Raw genomic sequence first — 23945 nt, 5'->3', positions numbered from 1 at the left:
CCTGTACGAAATCGCCGATGGAGACCTGCCGCAAAAGCAATGCAGCCGATGGAATACTCGAAGATCGCGCTGCTGCGTATCAACAAACGCAAACAGAGCCAAGAACATCAACTGACGAGGAAAGAGGTGTAGTATGAACGCCGATCGTTGTAAAACAGGCAGAACCCTTGGCCGTCCCACCACAGAAGTTTGATCCGGTCGGCGCGTTTTCCGCGGAAGCCGAAAATTGCGCCGGAGCCCGGCGCCTCTTTGATAGCCGTCTCAACGAGCGCCGACAGTCCATCAATGCCACGCCGCATGTCCGTCACTCCGCAGGCCAAATAGACCCGCACATTCCCAGAAGGCCCGATCATGCCGCCTCCACACAAGCGACAAGCGACGATAGCACCTCGCGATCCATGTCCGCTGCAATTCTCAGTAAGCGGCCATTCCTCAGGACGATTTCAACGTCTTTGCGCCTCGACCGCACACTGCTCCTCGTGGAACCATCGCTGGGGCTCTCCGACGCTCCGATAAGAGAAACCGGGATGAACGATACGGTCTCTGGAGACTTCAAGTCGGGTGGCGAGAACTTCTTTCGCCACGCGTATATCTGTTGCGGAAGAACGTCGTGCCGGCGCGCTACATCGGAAACGCTCCCATCCGCGCTGAACGCTTCTTGCAATATCGAAAGCTTCAGTTCTGTCGACCAACGACGTTGTCGCTCGGCACCCGTCAGGATCTCAACCTTGGCCATTCATACCCTGTTACGTCACAAATGAATCATCTGTGTCGTAACTTGAGCTAATTCCGCACCTAACCAAAACCGGCTCACCGGACGCTCACGGTTGCTCGGACAGACCGAGCCGATCCTCATCACAGGAGGACGAGCCGTGGCAGATTATAGAGAAGCTTTTGTTGGAATCGACGTCGCAAAGCTGAAGAATGCTATTTCTGTTGCCGAATCTGGCCGGGACGGAGAGGTTCGGTATTTCGGTGAGGTTGAGGCGACGTGACCTGCCAGCATGCGCCGCGTAATCCAGCGAATAACCGCAAAGTTTGATCGCGTGCATTTCTGTTATGAGGCAGGCCCGACGGGCTATGGTCTACATCGGCTGATCCGGTCGCTTGGCCATGAATGTATTGTTGTAGCCCCGTCGTTGATCCCGAGGAAGCCCGGCGACCGTGTGAAGACGAACCGTCGAGATTCACTCGCGCTCGCCCGGCTATTAAGAGCCGGCGAGCTAACGGCGGTGTGGGTCCCCGACGAAAGCCATGAAGCTATGCGCGATCTTGTTCGTGCTCGCGCTGCTGCTGTCGAGACACTACGGGTTCACCGGCAACAGATAAGTGCTTTTTAGGCCATGACGATTCCTGAGCCATCCCAGTAGATCAGCTTGGTCCGCCTTGCGAGACCGGAACACGAAAACCGTTCCGGTGAACGGGTCGTTGTGCAGTTCGTTCTTCACCAGCGCCGCCAAGCCGTCATGGCCCTTGCGGAAATCTACGGGCTTGGTCGCTACCATGATCCTGACACGGTTCGACGTAAAGATCATGTCGCCGCCGCCAGAGCTCGGGCGATGGCAGATATCCGGCCAGCAGACGCACCATCCACAAGACGAATGGTGACTGGACCCAGGACGATCTCGGCGCGCGTGGCGGCCTTGACCGTCGGCTGCTTTGGCGCTGGCGTCTCGATGACGATCGCCGAAAACTCGACCGCGTTTTCCGGCTCTGGCAACAACAACTTGCCCTGCCGCGCCAGCGTGCGCCAGGACGACAGGTGGTTGGCCTTCAGGCCGTAGCGTCCTGCTACTTCATTCACCGTTGCGCCTGGTCGCAAGCTCTCTGAAACGATCCGTGCCTTGACCTCATCCGGCCATTGGCGATGCTATGCGCCTCACCCCTGCTCCGTCGCGTTGTGACGACCTTCAACGTAGACTCCATAGAGAAACTCCTTGTCGCTCGTCCATGGTCTGTCGATCACACATCAGGCGTTTGACGACAATGTGGGGGTAAAACACCGGTTACTCCAGAGTTCGATTTCATGAAAGTGCAACAGCTTCAGCACTTTCGCGCTGTGCTTGAGGTCTCGCGACAAGCGATCAAGGTAGGCAGAGGATGACGTCCCTAAATCTCCCGTCATATCGCTTACGACGCGCACGCCACCATCATCATGAATGAGGCGGGATAGCAAATGTCCAACAATCTCGTGGTTCCTGAAAATATCACGATCCTGCCCCTGCCGTCAAAGTCGCCTGAGTTGAACCCGGTCGAAAACCTCTGCCAGCTGATGCGCCAGAACGGGCTCTCGAACGAGATTTTCGAATCCTACCGAGATATTGTCGACCATTGCCGCGACGCCCGGCGGAATCTTGAAAGGCAGCCATGGCGCATCATCTCCTATAGGTCGCCTTAAATGGGCACATTGGTTCTGATCATTGAGCGCTTTTACAATTAAAACAACCTTTGGTTTACGATAAACATCAAGTCAAACTCCATTGCATTGCGCTCGTCTTTCAATTGAAACATGAAGTCAGTGTTTCAAAATCGAAACGTAACAGGCTACTCGCACAATCAATCTCGTCAGATGTAGTTGTTCCTTTCAACAAGGCGCAACGGCGGTAACGGATGCGAGGATATTGTGCATGTTGAAAACAACAGGCGGCTTCTCCACGGTTTTGTGGGCATTGATGATTCAGCCCGCAGCGGCGGCTCCCCTTTCTTTGATGACATTTGACCGCTACGCCCAAGAGTGCGGGCCATCTGTCGCGTCTTCTACGCTTGCGGCAATTGCTAAAGTTGAAAGCCAGCTGGATCCGCTCGCCATGCACGACAACACGACGGGCGAGACCCTTCACTGGAATGAGCAGGCGCGAGCCATTCGCAGCGCCAGCGATCGACTTCAGGCGGGTCATTCCATTGATGTCGGATTAATGCAAATCAACTCAGCGAATTTCTCGACCTTGCGCCTGTCAATCGGAGAAGCCTTTGAGCCATGCCCGTCCTTATCAGCTGCAGCCAGGATTCTCGTCAAGAGTTACCGTGGAGGCACGACGACCAAGGAAAGGCAACAATCTCTCCGTCAAGCGCTCTCGATGTACAACACCGGCGATCCGCAAGATGGGTTTGCAAACGGGTATGTACGCAGGGTTGAAGTTGCAGCCCAACAACTTGTTCCAGCATTGAGTGACGTTTCAAAAAACGAAAATGGTGACGATAGGATGGAAGAGACGTGGAACGTTTGGGAAACCTACGATCAGCAGCGTCTGCCATCCGTACCGCCCGATCTTCGTGGTTCTGATCCGCCTGTTTCTGAACATAAAAACCAGATCTTGCTCGACTTAAAGGATGGAGGTGCATGATGCATGCATTGGACGACAGACAACAATCAAAGTTTTTTTGCGCTGTGCAACGGGCAGTGCGGCATGTCGCTACCTGTGCCCGAGCCGTTGTCACGACCGTCGCAATAAGCGCCGTCTTATCTAGACCGGCTGCGGCACAGGCTTCGGGGGGGACTGACCCGACGGCTATGGTAAACAACATATGTACGTTTATCCTTGGTCCTTTTGGACAGTCGCTCGCGGTACTCGGGATTGTTGCCATCGGTGTGTCCTGGATGTTCGGCCGTGCCTCGCTCGGTCTGGTCGCCGGCGTTGTCGGAGGCATCGTGATCATGTTTGGGGCCAGTTTTCTGGGGCAGACGCTTACGGGAGGTGGCGGCTGATGAGAGAACGTTTAGAGGAATCAACTCTCTATCTGGCAGCTACGCGGCCAGCGCTGTTTCTAGGCGTCCCGCTTACAATGGCCGGATTGTTCATGATGATGGCGGGGTTTGTCATCGTCATAGTGCAGAACCCGCTTTACGAAATGATCCTTATTCCGTTGTGGCTCGCCGCGCGGCTTATTGTCGAGCGTGACTACAATGCCGCCAGCGTTGTTTTGCTGTTCTTGCAGACGGCGGGCAGGAGTGTCGATGGAGCGACTTGGGGAGGAGCCAGTGTTAGCCCCAATCCAATCAAGGTACCAAAGCGGGGAAGAGGAATAGCCTGATGCTTGGCAATAGTGGTACAGCTGAGAGATCTGGCGAAGTCTATCTGCCTTATGTCGGTCATCTCAATGACAATGTCGTGCTTCTCGCAGACGGATCGATTATGACGATGGCGCATGTCAGCGGTCTTGCCTTTGAGCTGGAAGACAATGAAACGCGCAATGCGCGCGCACGCGCTTTCAATACGCTTTTCCGCAACATTGCGGATGACAATGTGTCGATCTATGCCCATCTCGTACGTCATAGCGATGTGAGGCCCCCGCCTCCACGGAATTTTCGGAGTGTCTTTGCAGCGCGTCTTGATCATGCTTTCGAAGAGCGTGTGCTTTCGGGTAATCTCTATCGAAACGATCATTTCCTCGCTCTTATGATCCATCCGCGCACGGCACTCGGCAACGTCAGGGGCAGGTTTGCCAGATTTCACAAAAAAAAGGAGAGCGATCTTGCAAACCAGATGCGCCACATTGAGGACGTGTGGCATGTGGTATCCGGTGCTCTCGAAATGTATGGCCTGCGGCGACTCGGGATCAGGGAGAAAAATGAAGTCCTGTTTAGCGAGGTTGGCGAAGCATTGCGGCTGATCATGACCTGCCGATTTGCCAAGGTACCACTGGTCAGCGGATCGCTTGGCGCATCCATCTATACGGATCGCGTCATCTGCGGCAAACGCGCTATCGAAATAAGGACGCCTAAGGACCGGTATGTCGGCTCCATCTTCTCCTTTCGGGAATATCCTGCAAAAACCCGACCGGGCATGCTCAATACATTGCTATCATCGGACTTCCCGCTTGTCCTGAGCCAGAGCTTTTCTTTTCTCACGCGCGCCCAGGCCCACGCCAAACTGAGCCTGAAATCCAGCCAGATGCAAAGCGCCGGCGACAAGGCTGTGACGCAGGTCAGCGCGCTGGGCGAGGCAGAAGATGCCTTGGCCAGCGGTGAATTCGTGATGGGTTCTCATCACCTGAGCCTTTGCGTCTATGGCGAAGATCTCAACCAACTGGCAAATTGCGGAGCGAAAGCCCGTACTCGCCTGGCCGACGCCGGTGCCGTCATCGTCCAGGAAGGAATCGGCATGGAAGCGGCCTATTGGTCGCAGCTTCCAGGGAATATGAGATGGCGCACACGTCCAGGGGCAATCACGTCGCACAATTTTGCCGGTTTGGTGTCATTCGAGAACTTCCCTGAAGGCTCATCATCCGGCCACTGGGGGGATGCAATAGCCCGCTTCCGCACAAACGGTGGAACCGCTTTCGATTATATTCCGCACGAGCATGATGTCGGTATGACCGCGATATTCGGGCCGATAGGCCGCGGCAAGACCACGCTCATGACTTTCCTGCTTGCAATGCTGGAGCAAAGCATGGTCAGCCGCAGTGGAACCGTGGTGTTCTTTGACAAGGATCGAGGCGGTGAATTGTTGGTGCGAGCGACAGGCGGAACCTACCTTGCTCTCAGGAGAGGTGTTCCAAGTGGCTTGGCACCTTTGCGCGGTCTTTCCAATACGCCGATGTCCCGGGACTTTTTGCGGCAATGGATCGTGGCCCTGATCGAAAGCGATGGGCGCGGCAGCATCACTCCGGAGGAAAACCGACTTCTGGAGCGCGGGATAAGACGGCAGATGTCATACGAGCCACAGATGAGATCACTTGCTGGTCTGCGAGAGTTTCTTCTGCATGGACCTTCAGAAGGGGCCGGCGCGCGCCTGCAACGCTGGTGCCGGAACAACGCGCTCGGATGGGCCTTCGACGGTGAAACCGACGACGTCAAGTTGGATCCCTCTATCACAGGGTTCGATATGACACATCTTCTGGAATACGAGGACGTATGCGCGCCGGCTGCTGCTTACCTTCTTCACCGGATCGGGGAAGTTGTCGATGGTCGTCGATTTGTGATGAGTTGCGATGAATTCCGCGCCTACTTGCTTAACCCCAAATTCTCCTCGGTCATCGACAAGTTCCTGCTCACAGTGCGCAAGAACAATGGGCTGTTGATCCTTGCGACACAACAGCCGGAACACGTGCTGGAATCCAGTCTTGGTGCCAGTCTTGTGGCACAATGCATGACGAAGATTTTCTACCCTTCGCCCACCGCCGACCGATCTGCGTATATCGACGGTCTGAAATGTACCGAAAGAGAATTCCAGGCTGTGCGTGAGGATATGGCGATCGGCAGCCGCAAATTTCTCCTGAAGCGAGAGAGTGGCAGTGTCATTTGCGAGTTCGATCTCCGCGATATTCGTGAATTTGTCGCCGTTCTGTCTGGGCGCGCCAATACGGTCCGGTTTGTGGATCAGCTTCGCAAGACTTGCGGAGAGGATCCTTCAGCATGGCTCGAGACATTTATGGACCGCTACCATGAAGCAGGCGATTAAGAGTGTCCGGTCATGGCTGAAACACGTTTCACGGCCTCCGTCAACCGCTGTCACATCGGTTGCATTCCTTTGGCATCGTCCGGGTCGAGACACTCGTCCGGGAGATGCAAACAAACCGATATAAACGCCCGGCCGTTCGGGCACTGCACACCAACAACGATGCAGTGAGAGGTCCAAGGCATCAAATCCATCCATCGCGCTTTTCCAGATTGGCATCGGCGTGAGATGTGGTGACGAAAGGATACATGTTATGAAAACTGCACAATTTGGCTTAACAGTTCTTGTCGCGTCTCTGCTGATATCCACTCCCACCAAGGCTCAGTTTGTTGTCAGCGATCCGGTAACCGAGAGTGAAACTCTAGCAACCGCATTGTCTACGGCCTCCAATCTTGAACAAATGATCACCATGGTCACGGTCTTGACGTCTGCTTTTGGCGTTGTGGGCTTGATGAGTGCCCTTGATCAAAAAAATCAGTATCCTTCGACAAATATGCTCGAAGAGCAGATGTTTTCTGCCAATGGAACTAACTCGGATGTTGCGCGCGCGATTACATCGGATAACGACCGGCAGGTGTCGGGCAGTGATGCAGAGGCCGACCTGCTGCGTGAGCAAATCACCGGTGCGGCAAATGCCATCGGCGTAGCCGCCGAAAATCTCGATGCGATGGACAAGCGGCTGGATGCCAACAGCAAGACCGCCGGCCAGCTTTCCCGGTCACGCAACATCATGCAAGCGACGGTTTTAAACGGGTTGCTTCTCAAGCACATACACGATGCAATTATTCAGAATGTTCAGGCCACGAACCTCCTGACGATGACGACTGCGCAGTCTGGCCTTCACGAAGCCGAAGAAGCTGCTGTTCAGCGAGACGAACACCAAAAAACTGCGCGGATTTTCTCGCCTCTTTATTAAAATCATGGCGAGCTAACCATGACCTTCAGAGTTCATTTGGCTCACTCTGACCCTGACTCCAAGCAAAAAGCATTCTTCAGCATCGGACCGAAAAGTTGGAATCGGTTTTCGGTCCGATGCTCTCTCAGAACGACAGGAGGGAAAGATGGCTGTGAATGTTTCTTTGAGCATTCCTGCTCCATTCACTGCGATACACACAGTATTCGACACAGCGTTCACTGTGGGGCTTAACACCTTGCTGGATGACATACAAAACGCGGTCAGTGCTCCTCTGTTAGCCTGCGTCACGCTTTGGATCATGGTTCAAGGCGTTCTGGTGATACGTGGCGAGATTGATGCGCGCAACGGCATCACCCGTGTCATCATGGTTTCGATAGTGGTGTCCCTTGTTCTCAAGCAAGCAGATTATCACCAATACGTGGCTGCATTTTTCGAAGATACAATTCCACAATTCGTTGAAAAATTTAGTGCATCCGACCTGCCTTTGGAGACAATTCCCGCGCAGCTGGATGGAGTATTCGCCATAGCACAGGCGGCCTTCCAGAAAATCGCATCGGAAATAGGCCCACAGAACGAGCAGGACATTCTGGCATTCCAGGGCGCACAGTGGATTTTTTATGGAACACTCTGGGTAGCGTTCGGCACCTACGATGCCGTGGGGATCCTTACCAAGGTTCTTCTCGCGATCGGGCCGCTGGTGCTCGTCGGTTATCTTTTTGATCGCACACGGGATATTGCGGCAAAATGGATCGGCCAACTCATCACTTACGGAATACTTCTTCTTCTGCTGAACATCGTCGCAACAATCGTAATTCTAACAGAAGCTGGCGGGCTGGCGCTAATCCTGACCGTAGTCATCACCGCCGGGACCACTGCCGCAAAGATCATTGGTCTTTACGAGCTGGACATGTTCTTTCTAACGGGCAACGCCCTTATTCTGGCCCTTCCTGCAATCGCGGGGAATATTGGCGGTAGCTACTGGAGCGGCGGTGGACAGAGCGCAAACAGCCTCAGTCGCCGTATTACGCAAACCAATCGAGTCACAGCAAATCCACGATCCGCCAATGGAGGGAGTCGATGAAGTATTTCCTAGTGATATTAAGCCTTTGTCTGGCTTCATGTCAGACAAACGACAAACTGGCATCGTGCAGCGGGCCGATCTTTTCTTTGAACACAGGGCGATGGCAACCCTCTCCCGCTGATCTCAAGCCTACCGATGCGGGAATTACACCATGAAAGATGCCGAATACGCGCTTCTGGTACAACGCGAGTCCCTGGCTGAACACTATAAGCAAGTTGAGGCCTTTCAAACTGCGCGCGCCAAATCAGCCAGACGTATTTCCAAGGTTTTTGTCGCCATTGCTTGCCTGGCGATTTTAGGGAACGTCGCACAGGCTGTCACGATTTCTGTTATGGTTCCCCTTTCAAGGCTTGTTCCGGTTTACCTGTGGGTGCGGCCAGACGGAACGATTGACAGTGAGGTTTCGGTTTCCCAGTTGCCTGCTACTCAGGAGCAGGCAGTCGTGAACGCATCGCTCTGGGAATATGTCCGCTTGCGTGAGAGCTTCACGGTGGATACCGCACAGTACTCCTACGATCTCGTGTCTGCACTCAGCGCGCCAAACGTGCGGCAGGAATATCAACAATTTTTCAACTATCCCAATCCGGCTTCGCCGCAAGTGACGATCGGAAAACGCGGTAAGGCCGAGGTCGAGCACATCGCCTCCACCGACATCATATCGGGCGTTCAGCAGATCCGCTACAAGCGAACCCTGGTTTTTGATGGCAAGGCATCAATCATCACAACCTGGACTGCAACGATACGCTACGAAAAGACAACCAGTCTTCCAGGACGAATGAGGCTGACCAATCCGGGTGGCTTGATGGTCACATCCTATCAGGCCTCGGAGGATACAGTTTCGAACACGGGACGTAGTCAACCATGATCTCCAAGATTTTTACCATATTCTGGTGGTTTCTCATCGTTTTGTCGGCCAGTGCTTATGCGGAAGACACCCCCACAGCAGGCAGACTTGATCCGCGCATGCGATCTCTGGCCTATAGTCCCGATCAGGTCGTGCGCCTGTCCACGGCAGTCGGAGCGACACTGGTCGTGACTTTTGCAGCCAATGAAACCGTTACTGCCGTAGCGGTGTCGGATAGCAAGGATCTGGCAGCGCTGCCGCGTGGAAACTATCTTTTCTTCAAGGCGAGCAAGGTGCTGTCGCCGCAGCCTGTTATTGTCCTGACTGCGGGAGAGGCGGGAAGCCGACGTTATGTTTTCAGTATTTCGAGCCGAACAATGGCGCGCCTGGATAAGGATCAGGCGGATCTTTACTACAGTGTGCAGTTTGCCTATCCCTCCGACGTTGCTGCGGCACAGCGAAGGCAAGCCGAACAGAAAGCGGCATCCGACCGCATGAAGGCGCAAGAGCAATATCAACAGAGCGCGCAGAGTTTGTTGAACCGGCCATTCGGCACGGAAGCTTCCCAAACAAGCAACTGGCATTATGTTGCACAGGGTGATCACTCCCTGCTGCCGCTGGAGGTTTTCGATAACGGGTTCAGCACCGTGTTCCGCTTTCCGGGCAATACCCGCATACCGTCGATCTATTCTGTCAACCCGGACGGAAAGGAAGCCGTAGCAAACTACGCCGTAAAGGGCGACTATGTGGAAATCGCATCCGTTTCACGCGGTTGGCGCCTGCGAGACGGCCACACGGTGCTGTGCATCTGGAACACGGCATATGATCCGATCGGGCGCAAGTCGGGCACCGGTACAGTCAGGCCTGACGTTGCTCGCGTCTTCAAGGAGGCGCGATGATGGATGTGCAACCGCCACACGACGTAGATGCATCTGGATCGATTGTCTCCGATCCCCATCGGAAGCGTCTCTCCGGGTCTCAGAAACTCCTCGTTGCGACTGCGGTCCTGTTAATATCCTTCGCGCTCATCTGGCTTGGCGCATACTCGAAAAAGAAGACTGATGCCTCCTCTCGAGAGAGCATGATCGATGCCAACACAAAGCCATTTCGCCCCGCGCCGATCGATGTGCCCTATAAGACTGTCACCCCACCGCCTCCACAACAGACAAACGATGTGTTGCCTGCTCCGCGCGCCCAAGAACGCCATGAGGTGCGTCCAGAGGAAACGCCGATATTTGCTTATAGCGGGGGCGAGCAGAACAGTGTGAGCAATACTTCTTCTGAAGACGAGCATGGGCGTGACAGGGCAGGGGCTGACATACGGGAGGAAGAGCCTCCTGCTGAAAACGATCTTTCAATCCGCATGAAGCCGACTGTATTGCAGCCAAGTCAGGCCGCGCGTTTGCCTCATCCGGATTTCCTGATAACGCAGGGAAACATCATACCCTGCATTCTTCAGACAGCAATTGATACCAATCTGGCCGGCTATGTTAAATGCGTGTTGCCCCAGGACATTCGTGGAGCAACCGGCAATGTGGTCCTTATTGACCGCGGCACGACTGTTGTGGGAGAAATTCAACGCGGCCTGCAGCAGGGTGATGAGCGCGTTTTCGTGCTATGGACCCGCGCTGAAACGCCAGGACATGCAGTCATCACACTTTCCTCGCCGGGTACGGACGAGCTTGGCCGCGCAGGCTTACCTGGCAAGGTCGATAATCATTTCTGGCAGCGGTTTGGCGGCGCAATTCTGCTAAGCCTGGTGGAAGGTGCGTTCCAAGCTTCAACCAGCCTCGCAACCCATTCCGGCGATGGCACGAGTTTCAATAACTTTCAAAACAATGGTGAGCAAGTCGCCAACACTGCGCTGAAGTCCACTATTAACATTCCTTCGACCTTAAAGAAGAACCAAGGCGACACCGTATCCATATTCGTCGCACGGGACCTGGATTTCTCAAGCATATATCAGCTGCGAGTGATTGGAGGCGTGGCAAATGCACGGCCTGAGCACCTGCCTTCACACCGTCTTAACCGCAAGTGAACTGGAGACCAGAATGCACACTGAGGCAGACCCACAATTACGCTTTCTCCTGAGCCCGGTTTTGGAATGGCTTGACGACCCCTTAACGGAAGAGGTTGCGATCAATCGACCCGGAGAAGCCTTCGTGCGCCAGTCGGGAGTATTTGCCAAGCATCCCCTTGCTCTCACTTACGATGACCTTGAGGATATCGCCATTTTGGCCGGTGCATTACGCAAGCAAGACGTGGGGCCAAGGAATCCCCTGTGTTCTACCGAACTTCCCAATGGCGAACGGCTACAGATATGCCTGCCGCCGACGGTTCCGTCCGGAACTCTGAGTTTAACGATACGTCGCCCAGGCTCGCGGGTTTCGGCCTTGAATGAGGTTTCGTCACGCTATGACGTCTCGCGTTGGAACCAGTGGCATACGCGCACGCTTGGTCAGCAGCATAAAGATCAAAAGATTTTGTCTCACTACGATACGGGAGATCTGGAAGCCTTTCTGCATGAATGCGTAACAGGTCGGCTTACTATACTGCTTTGCGGACCGACGGGCAGTGGGAAGACGACGATGAGTAAGACGTTGATCGGAGCTATTCCTCCCCATGAAAGGTTGATCACCATTGAAGATACTCTTGAACTAACAATCCCTCACGAAAATCACGTGCGGCTGCTTTATTCCAAAAACGGTGCAGGGCTAGGAGCGATTACTGCCGAGCACCTCTTGCAGGCAAGCCTGCGGATGCGACCGGACAGGATTTTGCTCGGAGAGATGCGTGATGACGCAGCCTGGGCTTATCTGAGTGAAGTTGTTTCAGGACATCCAGGTTCGATTTCGACAATTCATGGTGCAAATCCCGTTCAAGGGTTCAAGAAATTGTTTTCGCTGGTCAAGGCTAGCCCGCAGGGCGCGGCTTTGGAAGATCGCACGCTGATGGATATGCTCTCGGCTGTCATTGATGTCATCGTGCCCTTTCGTTCGCACAACGACACGTTTGAAGTCGGAGAGATATGGCTGGCAGCTGATGCGCGCAGGCGAGGAGAAACCGTAGCCGATCTTCTTGTGCAGCACTGAAGCTAAGCAATGCTAAAGAAACGAATTTGTTGAGAGAGGCCGGTGGTCTCCGTCTACGAGTACGGAACCTCATTAGGATGTTGACGATGGTTCCATGCGACGAAAGGCTAATGCCACTGCCGTTATTTCGCCATGAAAGACCAGGAATTTACCGCGAATAAAGGCAGGGAGGGTCGTCTAGCAAGCATTAATGATCATAAATGAGATGGCAATAGGTGCGGGAGCAATTCTTCAACAATAATTGCAGCACCCTGGAAACTTCATTGAAAGGTGATCTATTGAAACACGTTCTTATCATAGATGACGACGCCGCGATGCGTCACTTTATCATTGACTTTCTCAAGATGCATGCCTTTAGGGTGACGGCAGTTGGTGACAGCAATCACTTCAACCGCATTCTGAATTCCGACATGGTCGATATTGTCATCATCGATCTTAATCTTGGCCGTGAGGATGGATTGGAACTCGTTAGAAAACTCTCCGCAAGCTGCGATATCCCGATCATCATCATTAGTGGGGACAGGCTTGACGAAGCCGACAAAGTTGTCGCTCTGGAGCTTGGTGCAACAGACTTCATAGCCAAGCCATTTGGAACGCGGGAGTTCCTTGCCCGCATCCGTGCTGCGTTGCGCAGTCATAATGGCAATCACCGCTGTAAAGACCGGCGATGCTTCTACTTCAATGGATGGACGCTCAATCTGAAACAACGCCGTTTAACGTCTTCGAACCATCTCGAGATCAAGCTGACTTCGGGAGAATTCAATCTTCTTGTCGCTTTCTTGGAAAAGCCACGGGATGTTTTGTCCAGAGAGCAGCTATTGCTCGCGTGTCGCGTGCGAGAGGAAGAGGTATACGACCGTAGCATCGACGTTCTCATATTGCGGCTGCGCCGGAAGTTGGAGACAAACCCTGCTAATCCTTCGCTGGTGAAAACGGTTCGGGGTGCAGGGTACATGTTCGACGCGGATGTGGAAGTTTCCCAAGGCGGAGCGATGGCAGCCTGAAGCCATTCAGGAGAGGAGGATCAATGGTCCGTCCTACTCTCCTGACTGAAAAAATGTGCCAGTGCCGCTGTCGCAAGCTTTCGGCCGAACGAGCGCCCTGTCTCAAGGCCCAGGGGATCAAAATAAGTGCGGGCTACTCGAACCAGCGGTATGGGAACCATGTGCGAGGTGCAAACGAGCACAGATTGTTCCACCTCGTTGCCAAGCACTGGATAGCTTTTCGCGGTGACACGAAAGGATCCGTTGGCAAGGAGTCCTTCGTAGTCTCGCAGCGCGCGCCACATAATCATCTGTAGTGACTTTTTCAGAGAATATTGCTGCCTCAACCTGTCGAATATTGGCGATACCCCCTGTGCCGGCACGAAAGCCGACAAGAATATTTGTATTTTCCCGCCCCCGCCAAAATCAGCCGCACTGTTAGTTGACGCAAGCCGCTTTGGGGAGCGCGTCCGAAGCGTGTTTTGGGATGTTGTGCCCTGCAATGTATTTCCACGATGGTCCGCATCAGTATTGTTCACGAAGGAAACGACAGGCAGAATTGCTTTGCCGGGATCGCCGTCAATGATCCTCGAAGCAGCAAGGCGTCTCGCTTCGGAGGGGGACAACACGGGTTTGCGAATTCCCATAGTCAACCCTCCAGAACCTGTACAACAAGTCTGGAAAGATCCAGAAGTTCTTGCATTGCGGTCCGAATATTGCGTTCAATCAAGCGCATCGTCGGATCGGCCTCCAAAGTGCGGAGCGTCAAATGGAGCATGCCGCGCTCCTTCATCGCTGCGAAAGCATCTCTCTCATACAATGGTGCGGCAAGAACCGGAAGACTTTCCAGCATATCCGACATCGCGCGTTGCGACGTCGTGAGGCGTCCAACCGGCATGCGCTGAATGAGCACCGCTGTCGGAATCGTAATTTTTTCGCTTATCAACAACTCAATAACATAGCGATAGGTCGCGAGCGCTTCATCGACATCCAGCGGTGTTAACATGGTGGGAATAAGCAGGAAATTCGAGCTCGCAATAATTGTGTTGTTCAATTCGCTGGAGCCACCATGGGTGTCGGCCAAGGCGTAGTCGAAATTGCGACGCTCTGCATGTTCATACGCCTCCTCAAGAAGAGTCATCTCGTCGGCAATGAATATTTCACATGCAGGATCCCATGTATTGCTCCGCAGCGCGTTGTCTCTCCAGCGGCTGAGTGGCCTGTTTTCGTCCGCTTCCAGCAAAGCTACGCTTTTACCGGCGCTGGCAAAGGCGGCACACAACCCCATGAGCGCCGTCGTTTTTCCCGCTCCTCCTTTAAATGAACAACATGTAATAAGCTTCATTTCCTTCCCTCACCTTCGTTATTCTAAGGTAGCCTAGATTTTTCAACCGCTAATATCCCAGGTGTGTGTCGTTAGTATTTCGGAACGATTGCTTTTGTATTTCATCTGTAGCTTGAAGGTTGTTTTTATAGTCTTTCGAGCTTAGAAAATTTAAAATTGTATCCTATATTATTTGACGTCTCTCGTGATGCATCAGGTGCCTCTGGATCGGATCATCGCGCTAGAGCGGCGACACCTGCACACGCTGGATGCATCAAAATGACATGCGGCAGCATAATCGACCAGTAACAGAGAATATGATCTGTTACATTTGAAGTCATTTAAAAATTTAAAACATCAAAAAATAGGATATAATCTGAAAATCAGCTCATTTTTGTTATTATTACATCAGTAGGTGTAATGAAGCCCAAGGAGATCCAAATTGAAATTCAACCTTAGTGACAACGATGTTTTATTAAATCGTCCAAGCGGCACAGAAACAGATAACACTATCTTGAGTGATGATTTGGATGAAGAAGAAAGCGGATTTTCTGAGGAAGACCGTGAAATGATTCGGCTTGAAAAATTTATTCGTCGGTGCCCCGTCCCGTCTGACAACTCCAACAAGCAAGGGTGATAAAGCTATGCCGATCTCCCAAAACCCTGAGGATGATATCGAGGCAAGTGGCCGGAAGCGCTTCAAGCTAGGGATTGTCAAAACTGAAGATGATCATGAAATGCCCGACGCACCCTCAAGTTCGTCCTTCGGGAATGTCACAGATCCTAAAGTTGTCGATGCAAATCTCAAATTTGCCTTAGATGCGCCCTTGCCAGACAGCGGTAGGCGTGACGATGAGTATATCCTGGTGAATAAGGCTGCTCCTGGCAAATTCGTCGGAACAGCCAAGGGCAGTCTTGCGACTATGCCGACACCGGGTGAATTCGACGCTAGCTGCCGCCTCTATCGAGACAAGGCCGGAAATTACTACCCGGCACCCTTGGCATTTAACAAGATCGAAGTTCCTGATGGGCTAAGCAATAGCGAGCGTTGGAAATCAAGGTTGGCGATCTGGAACCGAGAACACGATGCTATGGGCATCACAGGCAGAAAGATCTTTTATGAAGCCGACAAGAGCGTAGCTCTTGATAAAAATTACAAGATAAAGAACCCGGAAGACCGGTTTATCCAAACGTCGAATGGGCCCAGAGAAGTCGAGAAAAGATATCAACACCCATTTCAAGCCGGTTCAGAACTGCCGGATATCATGATCAAAACCAAGCAGAATGTGGTACATTTTGTAAATCGGTTCAGCGGAGACAAGTTTACTGGCAAAACCTTCTCTGAATTTGAAAGTCACATCAAGCAGGCGCTCGGACCAGAAACTGAAATAAAGCTGCGGTCCGTTTCCGGCATTATGCATGACTCAAACTATCTTGAGGCTTGGGAAGCAGGCAAAGCCGACATCCGATTCGGGCAGTTTGCAGGAGAGAACCGTGCCCACAATAGGGAGTTACCGCTTGCTGTTGTCAATATCGGCAGGGTCAATGACGGGAAGGGAGGGATGACGCCAGATCGCTACATCAGCGTCAAGTTTTTGATGGAAAGCGCTCCCGGCTCCCCCTGGGCAGAGGCATTGAAAAAAGGTGAGTATTGGGACCGGGTCCAACTTCTTGCGCGCGATGGAAACCATTATATGGCGCCTGGCAAGGTTCACTATGCGGATCCCAAATATTGTGAGAAGGCACTGGAGCAGGTCAATCTGCCACGCTCAATGGCTCTACAAAGCAAAAGCCTGGAGACGCAGATCGAAGAAAACCACTTGAAGCCACCCGTGCTCGTCTCGATCGGTCCCCAATTGCACGATGCTCGCACCTTGAATGAAGAACACGGAAAATCAATTACGGAAAAGCATATCTTCGTGGCAGATCGGAATGACAAGGGGCAGCGAACGGGAAACTATACCAGCCTTCTGGAATATAAGCGTCAAAAGCAGAGATTGCCTGATGATGCTGCACAGGCCATCAGCATGAATGAGAATACTTATTCACTTGGGGCCACCAGACCTGAGCCAGCTCTTCGTCCTATTCGCGATAGCAGGCGAAACTTGGAAGAGCGGCCTCGCGGGTCGTCTATCAACAGTCTCTAACACACCAGTGTTATCCTGATTGCGGTGAAGCAGGGATGTTGTCTTCACACGAGGTGCAAGTTTTGCTTTTTTCCTCGTGTGGTCCCTCATCGGACGTTTCTCGAATCCACCTGTTCATGAAAGGGCTACGTCATGGTTAGTATAAGCAAAAAAGCTGTTCCGGGTCGCGCGTTGGGAAAGAGGCGATCTGCCAAGCGCGCCTTTGAGCAGAGGCAGGTGGCATTGGCGGTAGAACAAAAGGCAATTGACCTCCGCTCTCGTTTCGAGACATCTGGAAAGCAAGAAAGATACGCCGCCGACTTTCGGTTGATGGACCGACTCGATGGGCCTGTGGGCGAGATAAGCTATAAGCGCCTTGGAAACAAGCGGCTTTCAGTGGAAAAAGAGGGCGAATTGACCCGTGAGCACGGTATCGTGCGAAAAATCAGGACGGTTTTTCAGCGCAACCTTCATTCGGGGGCAATTGACCTAAAAACCTATCAAAGAAAAGGCTTCCGTGGCAGCAGCAGCTATGTCTTCGACGACAATGGGAAGTTACAGGCTAGGCAGAAGAAAGACTTGCGCGGACGCGTGCTGGAAGACTGGAAAAGAGAAGGCGGTCAGATGATCCGCACACGGTATGTCAACAAGCGACGTCTTGGAAGCGCATTGATCCGACCTGTTTCGGAGGAAATGAGTGCGCCCTACCGAAGTCGCGCTGACAACCGGATTTATCGAAAACTCACTCGGCGAAAGGGAGGAAAGTCGGAGACTTTCGAGCGCGATGACAACGGCAATCTTGAACTCGTCAGCAGCAAAAGCTCCTTTTCGTCCATGAGGCAGATCAAAGCCGGGGACCGTAAAACATCCGAGACGTACAGTCGCAAGCTGGGGGGCGCATTCTCGAAGTCACATCGGTCCTTGCTTGACCATGACGGAAAGGAAGTTGCCCGTGATATATTGAGCCACAGGAGGCTGTTTAACAAGCGCTCGGCGGTATATGATTCAAACACCGGGATGCTGAAACGGGCAAAACATTCTTTCGGGAAGCTTTATAAGCATGAGGTCGACTACATCAACAAGGACGTAAAAAGAGAATCGCACACGTTCCTCGGGGTGACTGTCCAACGCAGATACAAGAATCTGAGCAAGCGTGAGTCGAATGATTGGCATTTGCGTGAGACGCAATTTGCCGAACACATGAAGACCTGGAACGAGCGTTTTGAAGAGGTTCTGAGACATCCAGCGGAAAAGGGGCGGACCGAAAGCGCTTTGGCCAACACTCCTTTGAATAAACCGACCGCACCCATTCAGGAATTTGTTCCACACACCAAAACGCCCGATTCTGCCGGTCTTGAACACGAAAAACTCGCTTCGTGGCCGATCCCCAAGACGTTCGATGCGCAATTGCTATTCGGTGAGCCATCACCCGCTCGAGATTCAAATTTGTTACAATCTACTGATGTTGGTAAGATTGCGCAGGAACACGAGTTGGCAAACATTCTGAAGTATCAGCCTTTGCCTGTTGTCTTTAACCCTCTGGAGGAAAAAAGCTTCGAGAGACATTTAACCGACAACCCTTCCGTAATGCCCAGGCCGATCCAACCAGACGATAATCTGGCAAAATCCACCACGACTGACGAGAAAAGCGCCACGGCTGAAGATCGATCGACATCTTCCTCTTTACATGGTGCTGGTGATCTCCAGGCTCTGTTTGGTGAACCGAGCATGTCAGAGCCACCAACACTGCGTTTCAACTTTAACACTGAGAGCAACACGATGTCGGAAACAGAAAAACAGGCTCTCCTGAGAGAAGTGGTCAATGCGCCGCTACCTCAATCTCTATCAGATGCAAGATCGGATATCCTTAACCGATCCGCTAATCGAGACAGAAGCGCCGCAAACTGTCGCTAGGATCGAAACAATGCGGGAAATTGGTCAGTAGGCAGACATGACGGGCTATTCTCCAACGGATAGACCAGTCCGATCTGGTTTCGGATCAGATCGAGAAGAGTCATGATATCGACTGATTGCTCAGGCGGAATCAGCGATGAGGAACCGGACCACCTTGCTAGCCGCTCCATCTCCTGCGCCTGGTATTGCATTCCGCGTCCGACGATCGGGCTGTCGAATTCCTCCAGGACGACATTCTGATGATCGACAACGCAGAAGGATGTGGGCGTATACCAACTGTCGTCTATCTCTATGCGTGCCTTCTTATCTAATACCTGCGCGGTGTTCGCCATGCCGATATCCAGCGCAGAGACCGTCGATGATACCGCCCCTGCGGAATGCTGCATGATCGTCACGACTTCGGCGTCGACGCCTGTGTCCTTGAAGCGTGCCGTGGCAGAAACGGAGGTCGGCATTCCGAGTATGTCCACCGCAAACGAGATTGGATAGATGCCGAGGTCAAGAAGCGCGCCACCGCCTAGGTGATAAAGTTTCATGGTCAACTGGCAGCGCTTCATCGAGCATCTCGTACGAGATATTGATATCCAACGCACCGGTTTCAATTTAAAAGCCTACCTGAAACATCAGTTTATCGGCCCATCCATAACGCCTTCTTCTGCGGCAAAGGCCGGCGTTCGCCGATCATGATGCGCCGCAGGGTTTCAGGAGCTGAGAGCATCACGAGGGGTATGGCGGACACTGCTGCCAAGAGGGAAGCTAGTACTACTTTGGCAGATTCGGGCAAGCCTGGTTTGAGATGATTTGCGCTCTCACTTTTGGGGCGCAATATGGCAGATTGGGATACGGAGCTTTCAACATTTTTGCAGCCATTTCTGAACAAGCTTGGACACAAGAAACGGCGACAGATGTGTCCACTTTATGTGTCGGGACTTATCGGTCCCGGAGACCGCAAGAGTATTGAGCCGATGGCGGAACGGTTCGCTCCAGGCCAGTACGACCGCCTCCACCATTTCATTTCCGACGGCCTTTGGGATGCTGTTCCTCTTGAGGCCGAGCTCGCGCTGCAGGCGGACAGAATAGTTGGCGCATCCGATGCTTTTTTGGTGATTGATGACACCGGCCTGCCGAAGAAGGGTGATCATTCGGTCGGAGTCCCGCCGCAATATGCCTCGATGCTGGGCAAGAGAGCAAATTGCCAGACGCTGGTGTCGGTGACGCTTGCGCGAGACGAGGTGCCGGTCCCGGTTGGCCTGCGTCTGTTCCTGCCGGATAGCTGGATCGGTGATCAGGAGCGCATGGCGAAGGCTGGGGTCCCAGACGACATGCGGACCTCTCGCACGAAGCCGGAGATTGCTCTTGCCGAGATCGATCGGTTGATCGTGACCGGTGTCCGGTTTGGCACAGTGCTGGCTGACGCAGGTTACGGCCTGTCGGCTGCGTTCCGAAAGGGCTTAAGTGAACGTGGCCTCACCTGGGCGGTCGGTATCCCCAAGCATCAGAAGGTCTATCCCGATGATGTCAAATTGATCTTTCCCGTCTCCGGTCATGGCCGTCCTCGCAAGCATTCGATCCCCGACACCCTTTCGGTTGCCGCCGAAACGATGTTGGCATCTGCAAGCTGGAAGAAGGTCAGTTGGCGCCGCGGCACAAAAGGTCGGTAAGCATCCGAGGACGGCCGCGAGATAGGGCCTCGCGCGCGTATCGGAGCCGGGCTAGTCTGATCGGATTGCGCTGGTTCTTATGCGCCGGCGGCGTCCTTACGGGCTTCGATGATGTATTTGAGGTTCTCGATGCCGTCTTCGGAGAAGAGGACAATGTGCTCGCTCAATTCGGACGCTGGAAAGTTGTCATAGGCACTTAGGCAGCCGTCTTCGGAGAACATCTCGATCGAGCATTCGTGCAGGAAGTCTTCGTCTTCACCGAGCATTTCGGCCACGTATTTCAGCGTGTAGAGAGTTGAGCTTCTATATCCCATTTGTTGATCCCTTTCTCCATCAGGCGACCTGCAGAGAAACCGGGTTATCAATCTGCCGGAGGTTTTTCCACTCCCATGGAAGCAATTTGTGCAGGTGCGAGACGGGAAGATCGGCGATGCGAGCAAGGATGTCGGCGAGCCATGCCTTGGGATCGACGTCGTTCAGGCGTGCCGTCATGATCAGAGTGAGCATGACGGCACGCGGTCAGCACCGCGATCGGAACCGGCGAATAGCCAGGATTTTCTGCCGCAAGCGACACTGCGCAACGCTCTTTCCGCGGCATTGTTCGTCATGCAAATTCTACCGCCGTCCACATAGCGGGCGAAGTCGGACCAACGCGAGAGCATGTAATCGATCGGCTGGATCAGGGGGGAGGATCGCGATAGGACAGCACGTTCGTGTTGCAGCCAATCCTCCATCGCCTCCAGGATAGGCTTGCTCTTCTCCTGTCGCACGTCGAGACGCTCGTCGGCAGTCATACCATTGATCTCGCGCTCGATGGCAAAGAGCGCATCGATGCGTTTGATGGCTTCCAGCGCCACAGGAGAGATTGGCCTGGCCCCTTGGCCCCGGCGCGCACGACGAGAGACGTCAGCGAGTTCGAAGAACTTTCGACGCGCATGGGCGAAGCAGAAGGCTGGTGTCACCGGCATCTGTTTCTTCGTCCGGTCGAACAGTGGATTGAAGCCGTTGTAACAGTCGGCCTGAAGTATCCCGCCAAACTCAGCCAGATGTCTTTGCGGGTGCTCGCCGCGTCGGTTGCTGGTGGCATAAAACACCGCAGCAGGCGGCGCAGGACCAGCAAAAGGTTTGTCGTCCCGAACATAGGTCCAGATCCGCCCTGTCGTGCATTGCCCCTTGGCGAGGATTGGGATCGTCGTATCGTCGCCATGAAGCCGTTCGGCCTGGAACACATGGGTTTCGATCAAGTCGAATAGCGGCAGGACGACAGCGGTGACATTGCCCACCTGGTCCGCCAGTGTCTGGGTCGAGAGCTCGATACCTTCGCACTTGAAGCGTGTGCTCTCCCGATTGAGTGGAATGTGCTGCCCGAACTTGTCGAACACGATCGTCGCAAGCAGATTTGCGCCGAGGAAGCCGCGTGGCGTCACATGGAATGGAGCCGGCGACTGGCTGATCGCCTCGCAATCCCGGCAGGTAAACTTCGGCCTCACCGTCTCAACCACCTTGAAGCGGCGCGGGATCTCCTCCAGCGTCTCGGTGATATCCTCCCCAAGCTTTGACAGTCGTTCACCACCGCAATGCCCGCAGCTAGTGGGAGCGTCAATGACGATGCGTTCGCGCTCGATATCCTCCGGCCAGGGTTTGCGCACCGGCCTCTTGCGGGTAAAGGCTCGCACCGACGATTGGGCTTTGGCGGCGGCAGCTTCGGCTGCCACTTCGTCCTCGGTCGCCGCCGTCACCAGCTCCTCGAGCTGCAGCTCCAACTGATCGATCAGACGCGCTGTTCGTTCACGGTTCGGCCCATGCTTGTCGCGTTCCAGCTTTCCGATCAGCAATTGCAGTTGCGCTATCAGCGCCTCGGTGCTCGACAGTTTCGCTTTCGCGTTGGCTGCTTCGGCCTCGGCTTTCAGCCGCGCTTCGCGTTCAGCCAGCAGCGCCGCGTGAGCGCTGGCAAGATCTGACGGAAGAGAAATCGGCGGTTCCATGACGCAATTGAATCAGATTTTGAAGGAATTTCAACAGGAAACACGTTCAAACGCGCGTCGGCCGCCAGGTTTCCTGCGGATTGCGCCAGTCAATTCCGGACAGCAAATAGGAGAGCTGCGCTGTCGAGATTGTTACCGCCCCACCTTCCACGTTTGGCCAAATGAACCGCCCTCGTTCCAGCCGCCGGGTAAACAGGCAGGCGCCCAATCCGTCATGCCAGATGATCTTGATCACGTCAGAACGACGACCCCTGAAGCAGAAAAGGTGACCACTCAGCGCGTCATGCTTCAAGATTTCCTGCACTTGAAGGGCCAAAGATGGAAAGCCGCGCCGCATGTCCGTATAGCCAGTCGCCAGCCAAACCTTCACGGTTGTGCCCATCGGAAACGGGTTCATAGTTAAAGTGTCTCCAAGCCGCGGATGATCCGCAACAACGCTTTCACATCGACCGTCTGATCAACGACGACGCGCCGACCGTTTGCGATCACCACCTCCATACGGCTGCTATTCGGCGTCCGGCATTCTGTGGGAGCTATCTGCGCAGCATCTTCACCTGGCACGGTGCGTTCCGGAACGACCAGGGCTGGAACAAACCCTTCCGATGAACCATTGCCAAGCCTTCCTTCCCGCGCCACCTTGCGCCAGCTATTCAACTGAAAGCGGGTGATCCCATGGCGCTGGGCTGTAACCGTCACCTGCCGGGGAGCAGAGAGGCTCTCTGCTACAATCGCAAGCTTGGCTTCGTCACTGAACCGGCGGCGCCGACCGCTGTCCACAATCTCAAGGCGGCTCACCTGTTTACGGTCTCTGATAATGTCCATGGCTACAACACCGGCTATATTGACGTCGATATAGCCAGTGCTCTTCCATATTCCTCATCCGTACAAGACGGCCTTCCTCGGATGCGTGCAAAAGTCGCCTGACCGCACGGTTTGCAGCATTGCGCATCCGGATCGCCGATGGCACGCCGCAGCGCATCTATGACAAGGGACAGCAGCACATGCCGGGCGAAGCAGCCTGGCTAGTTGGCGAATGGCGATCAAACGACGAGCGCAAATACTATCTGTCCAACTTGCCGGTCGATGCGACATTGAAAGTGCTGGCGGCCGCGATTAAGGCGAGATGGGTCTGCGAACAGGCGCATCAGCAGATGAAAGAGGAGCTCGGTCTCGATCACTTCGAGGGCCGATCGTGGCAAGGCCTACATCGGCACGCTCTGATGACGATGATCGCTTATGCTTTTCTCCAGCACCAGAGATTGCAAACTGCAAAGCGGGAAAAAAAGAAGCGACAAGTTCGCCGTGGGCCGCCTGAACCGACCTTGCCAGCCGTCCGTCGAGCCGTGATCAATGCGCTTGCTGTACCAACAGCACAGATCCGATGTCCGCATTGTCAACAGCACTTTCAAAGGAAAAATTCAATTCTGCCAAAGTAGAGCTTCTGTAATGGGCCTTTGTTCGTCAAGTCCCTCAGTACCAAAATCTCGTCACCAGGATCATGCTTCTGTCCGTGGTCAACACGAAGGCCGCCACCCCATGCCATAAGATCAGAACCGGCAGGTCAATCTAGCATTACAGTTGCGTATTTTTACAAGTTCTGAATCTATAGGCCTCCATGATT

Annotated in this window: 25 protein-coding genes and 4 pseudogenes; 19 read left to right on the top strand and 10 right to left on the bottom strand. The window is 53.7% G+C overall.

Annotated elements, in window-relative coordinates:
* Positions 1-107: 107 nt before the first annotated feature.
* A complete protein-coding gene (tnpB, locus tag EQW76_RS26850; RefSeq protein ID WP_143123426.1) occupies positions 108-353 on the bottom strand; it encodes an IS66 family insertion sequence element accessory protein TnpB in 246 nt (81 codons plus the stop codon).
* Between the two features lie 519 nt (positions 354-872).
* On the opposite strand from tnpB (EQW76_RS26850), the pseudogene EQW76_RS26840 reads away from it, so the two are divergent.
* A pseudogene (locus EQW76_RS26840) lies at positions 873-1337 on the top strand (transposase); the annotation flags it as partial.
* Here EQW76_RS26840 and tnpB (EQW76_RS26835) read toward each other — a convergent pair.
* Complete coding sequence (gene tnpB, locus EQW76_RS26835; RefSeq protein ID WP_161991094.1) at positions 1305-1505, bottom strand: IS66 family insertion sequence element accessory protein TnpB; 201 nt, start codon at positions 1503-1505, stop codon at positions 1305-1307. The pseudogene EQW76_RS26840 and the gene tnpB (EQW76_RS26835) overlap by 33 nt on opposite strands.
* A gap of 26 nt (positions 1506-1531) precedes the next feature.
* A pseudogene (locus EQW76_RS26830) lies at positions 1532-1855 on the bottom strand (transposase); the annotation flags it as partial.
* Between the two features lie 321 nt (positions 1856-2176).
* Here EQW76_RS26830 and EQW76_RS26825 point away from each other — a divergent pair.
* The 13 genes from EQW76_RS26825 (at position 2177) to EQW76_RS26765 (ending at position 13335) form a co-directional block, all read left to right on the top strand.
* Positions 2177-2398 (top strand): hypothetical protein, encoded by a 222-nt coding sequence (locus tag EQW76_RS26825; RefSeq protein ID WP_142832335.1) that lies wholly within the window; start codon positions 2177-2179, stop codon positions 2396-2398.
* A gap of 229 nt (positions 2399-2627) precedes the next feature.
* Positions 2628-3344 carry a type IV secretion system lytic transglycosylase VirB1 gene (locus EQW76_RS26820; RefSeq protein ID WP_142832336.1) on the top strand — a complete coding sequence of 239 codons (717 nt, stop codon included), beginning with the start codon at positions 2628-2630 and terminating at the stop codon, positions 3342-3344.
* Positions 3341-3706, top strand: coding sequence for a pilin major subunit VirB2 (virB2, locus tag EQW76_RS26815; protein WP_142832337.1), 366 nt, complete (start codon positions 3341-3343; stop codon positions 3704-3706). The genes EQW76_RS26820 and virB2 overlap by 4 nt, the downstream gene beginning before the upstream one ends.
* The gene (locus EQW76_RS26810; protein ID WP_142832338.1) at positions 3706-4032 is read left to right on the top strand and encodes a type IV secretion system protein VirB3; all 327 of its coding nucleotides are present in this window, start codon (positions 3706-3708) and stop codon (positions 4030-4032) included. The genes virB2 and EQW76_RS26810 overlap by 1 nt, the downstream gene beginning before the upstream one ends.
* Positions 4032-6401, top strand: a complete 2370-nt coding sequence (locus EQW76_RS26805; RefSeq protein ID WP_142832339.1) for a VirB4 family type IV secretion/conjugal transfer ATPase — start codon at positions 4032-4034, stop codon at positions 6399-6401. Before EQW76_RS26810 ends, EQW76_RS26805 begins: the two co-directional genes overlap by 1 nt.
* A 250-nt stretch (positions 6402-6651) precedes the next feature.
* Positions 6652-7314, top strand: coding sequence for a pilin minor subunit VirB5 (virB5, locus tag EQW76_RS26800; protein ID WP_142832340.1), 663 nt, complete (start codon positions 6652-6654; stop codon positions 7312-7314).
* 145 nt (positions 7315-7459) lie between these two features.
* Positions 7460-8395 carry a type IV secretion system protein gene (locus EQW76_RS26795; protein WP_142832341.1) on the top strand — a complete coding sequence of 312 codons (936 nt, stop codon included), beginning with the start codon at positions 7460-7462 and terminating at the stop codon, positions 8393-8395.
* Positions 8392-8550, top strand: coding sequence for a type IV secretion system lipoprotein VirB7 (locus tag EQW76_RS26790; RefSeq protein ID WP_142832342.1), 159 nt, complete (start codon positions 8392-8394; stop codon positions 8548-8550). Before EQW76_RS26795 ends, EQW76_RS26790 begins: the two co-directional genes overlap by 4 nt.
* The gene (locus EQW76_RS26785) at positions 8547-9260 is read left to right on the top strand and encodes a type IV secretion system protein VirB8 (protein WP_143123425.1); all 714 of its coding nucleotides are present in this window, start codon (positions 8547-8549) and stop codon (positions 9258-9260) included. The genes EQW76_RS26790 and EQW76_RS26785 overlap by 4 nt, the downstream gene beginning before the upstream one ends.
* Positions 9257-10138 carry a P-type conjugative transfer protein VirB9 gene (gene virB9 / locus EQW76_RS26780; protein ID WP_142832344.1) on the top strand — a complete coding sequence of 294 codons (882 nt, stop codon included), beginning with the start codon at positions 9257-9259 and terminating at the stop codon, positions 10136-10138. Before EQW76_RS26785 ends, virB9 begins: the two co-directional genes overlap by 4 nt.
* Positions 10135-11277 carry a type IV secretion system protein VirB10 gene (gene virB10 / locus EQW76_RS26775; RefSeq protein WP_142832345.1) on the top strand — a complete coding sequence of 381 codons (1143 nt, stop codon included), beginning with the start codon at positions 10135-10137 and terminating at the stop codon, positions 11275-11277. Before virB9 ends, virB10 begins: the two co-directional genes overlap by 4 nt.
* Before the next feature lie 13 nt (positions 11278-11290).
* On the top strand, positions 11291-12331 hold the full coding sequence (virB11, locus tag EQW76_RS26770; protein ID WP_142832346.1) for a P-type DNA transfer ATPase VirB11: 1041 nt from the start codon (positions 11291-11293) through the stop codon (positions 12329-12331).
* Between the two features lie 278 nt (positions 12332-12609).
* Positions 12610-13335: a response regulator gene (locus EQW76_RS26765; RefSeq protein ID WP_142832356.1), complete on the top strand. Its 726-nt coding sequence runs from the start codon at positions 12610-12612 to the stop codon at positions 13333-13335.
* 20 nt (positions 13336-13355) lie between these two features.
* On the opposite strand, the gene EQW76_RS26760 is transcribed toward EQW76_RS26765, so the two are convergent.
* Both EQW76_RS26760 and EQW76_RS26755 read right to left on the bottom strand, forming a co-directional pair.
* Entirely contained in the window at positions 13356-13961 is a 606-nt protein-coding gene (locus tag EQW76_RS26760) for a VirC2 family conjugal transfer protein (RefSeq protein WP_142832347.1), read from the bottom strand.
* A 2-nt stretch (positions 13962-13963) separates the two neighbouring features.
* Positions 13964-14659: a conjugal transfer ATPase VirC1 gene (locus EQW76_RS26755; RefSeq protein ID WP_142832348.1), complete on the bottom strand. Its 696-nt coding sequence runs from the start codon at positions 14657-14659 to the stop codon at positions 13964-13966.
* Positions 14660-15080: 421 nt separating this feature from the next.
* Here EQW76_RS26755 and EQW76_RS26750 point away from each other — a divergent pair, with 421 nt between their 5' ends.
* The 3 genes from EQW76_RS26750 to EQW76_RS26740 all read left to right on the top strand — a co-directional run bounded on the left by EQW76_RS26750 (position 15081) and on the right by EQW76_RS26740 (position 18678).
* On the top strand, positions 15081-15275 hold the full coding sequence (locus EQW76_RS26750) for a hypothetical protein (RefSeq protein ID WP_142832349.1): 195 nt from the start codon (positions 15081-15083) through the stop codon (positions 15273-15275).
* Between the two features lie 7 nt (positions 15276-15282).
* A complete protein-coding gene (locus EQW76_RS26745; protein ID WP_142832350.1) occupies positions 15283-16785 on the top strand; it encodes a VirE2 family protein in 1503 nt (500 codons plus the stop codon).
* A gap of 132 nt (positions 16786-16917) precedes the next feature.
* Positions 16918-18678 carry a hypothetical protein gene (locus EQW76_RS26740; RefSeq protein WP_143123424.1) on the top strand — a complete coding sequence of 587 codons (1761 nt, stop codon included), beginning with the start codon at positions 16918-16920 and terminating at the stop codon, positions 18676-18678.
* On the opposite strand, the gene EQW76_RS26735 is transcribed toward EQW76_RS26740, so the two are convergent.
* Entirely contained in the window at positions 18675-19235 is a 561-nt protein-coding gene (locus tag EQW76_RS26735) for a hypothetical protein (RefSeq protein ID WP_142832352.1), read from the bottom strand. The genes EQW76_RS26740 and EQW76_RS26735 overlap by 4 nt on opposite strands.
* A 270-nt stretch (positions 19236-19505) precedes the next feature.
* Between EQW76_RS26735 and EQW76_RS26730 the strand changes: the two are divergent.
* Positions 19506-20336, top strand: a pseudogene (locus EQW76_RS26730) (IS701 family transposase); the annotation flags it as partial.
* Between the two features lie 80 nt (positions 20337-20416).
* On the opposite strand, the gene EQW76_RS26725 reads toward EQW76_RS26730, so the two are convergent.
* The 4 genes from EQW76_RS26725 to EQW76_RS26710 form a co-directional block, all read right to left on the bottom strand.
* On the bottom strand, positions 20417-20653 hold the full coding sequence (locus tag EQW76_RS26725; RefSeq protein ID WP_142832353.1) for a hypothetical protein: 237 nt from the start codon (positions 20651-20653) through the stop codon (positions 20417-20419).
* A 19-nt stretch (positions 20654-20672) separates the two neighbouring features.
* Positions 20673-22324, bottom strand: a protein-coding gene (locus EQW76_RS26720; RefSeq protein ID WP_142832354.1) for an IS66 family transposase whose coding sequence is annotated in 2 segments (ribosomal slippage) — positions 20673-20854 and positions 20854-22324 — 1653 coding nt in all. Because the reading frame shifts where the segments join, the coding sequence is not laid out codon by codon here.
* A gap of 46 nt (positions 22325-22370) precedes the next feature.
* Entirely contained in the window at positions 22371-22721 is a 351-nt protein-coding gene (gene tnpB, locus EQW76_RS26715) for an IS66 family insertion sequence element accessory protein TnpB (protein WP_142832355.1), read from the bottom strand.
* Positions 22722-22723: 2 nt separating this feature from the next.
* On the bottom strand, positions 22724-23146 hold the full coding sequence (locus EQW76_RS26710; RefSeq protein ID WP_143123423.1) for a transposase: 423 nt from the start codon (positions 23144-23146) through the stop codon (positions 22724-22726).
* A gap of 89 nt (positions 23147-23235) precedes the next feature.
* Between EQW76_RS26710 and EQW76_RS26705 the strand changes: the two are divergent.
* Positions 23236-23760, top strand: a pseudogene (locus EQW76_RS26705) (transposase); the annotation flags it as partial.
* Positions 23761-23945 lie beyond the last annotated feature (185 nt).

Source organism: Rhizobium sp. rho-13.1, from assembly GCF_007000305.1.
Lineage (GTDB): Bacteria > Pseudomonadota > Alphaproteobacteria > Rhizobiales > Rhizobiaceae > Rhizobium > Rhizobium rhododendri.
This window is presented reverse-complemented; position numbering and strand designations above follow the sequence as displayed.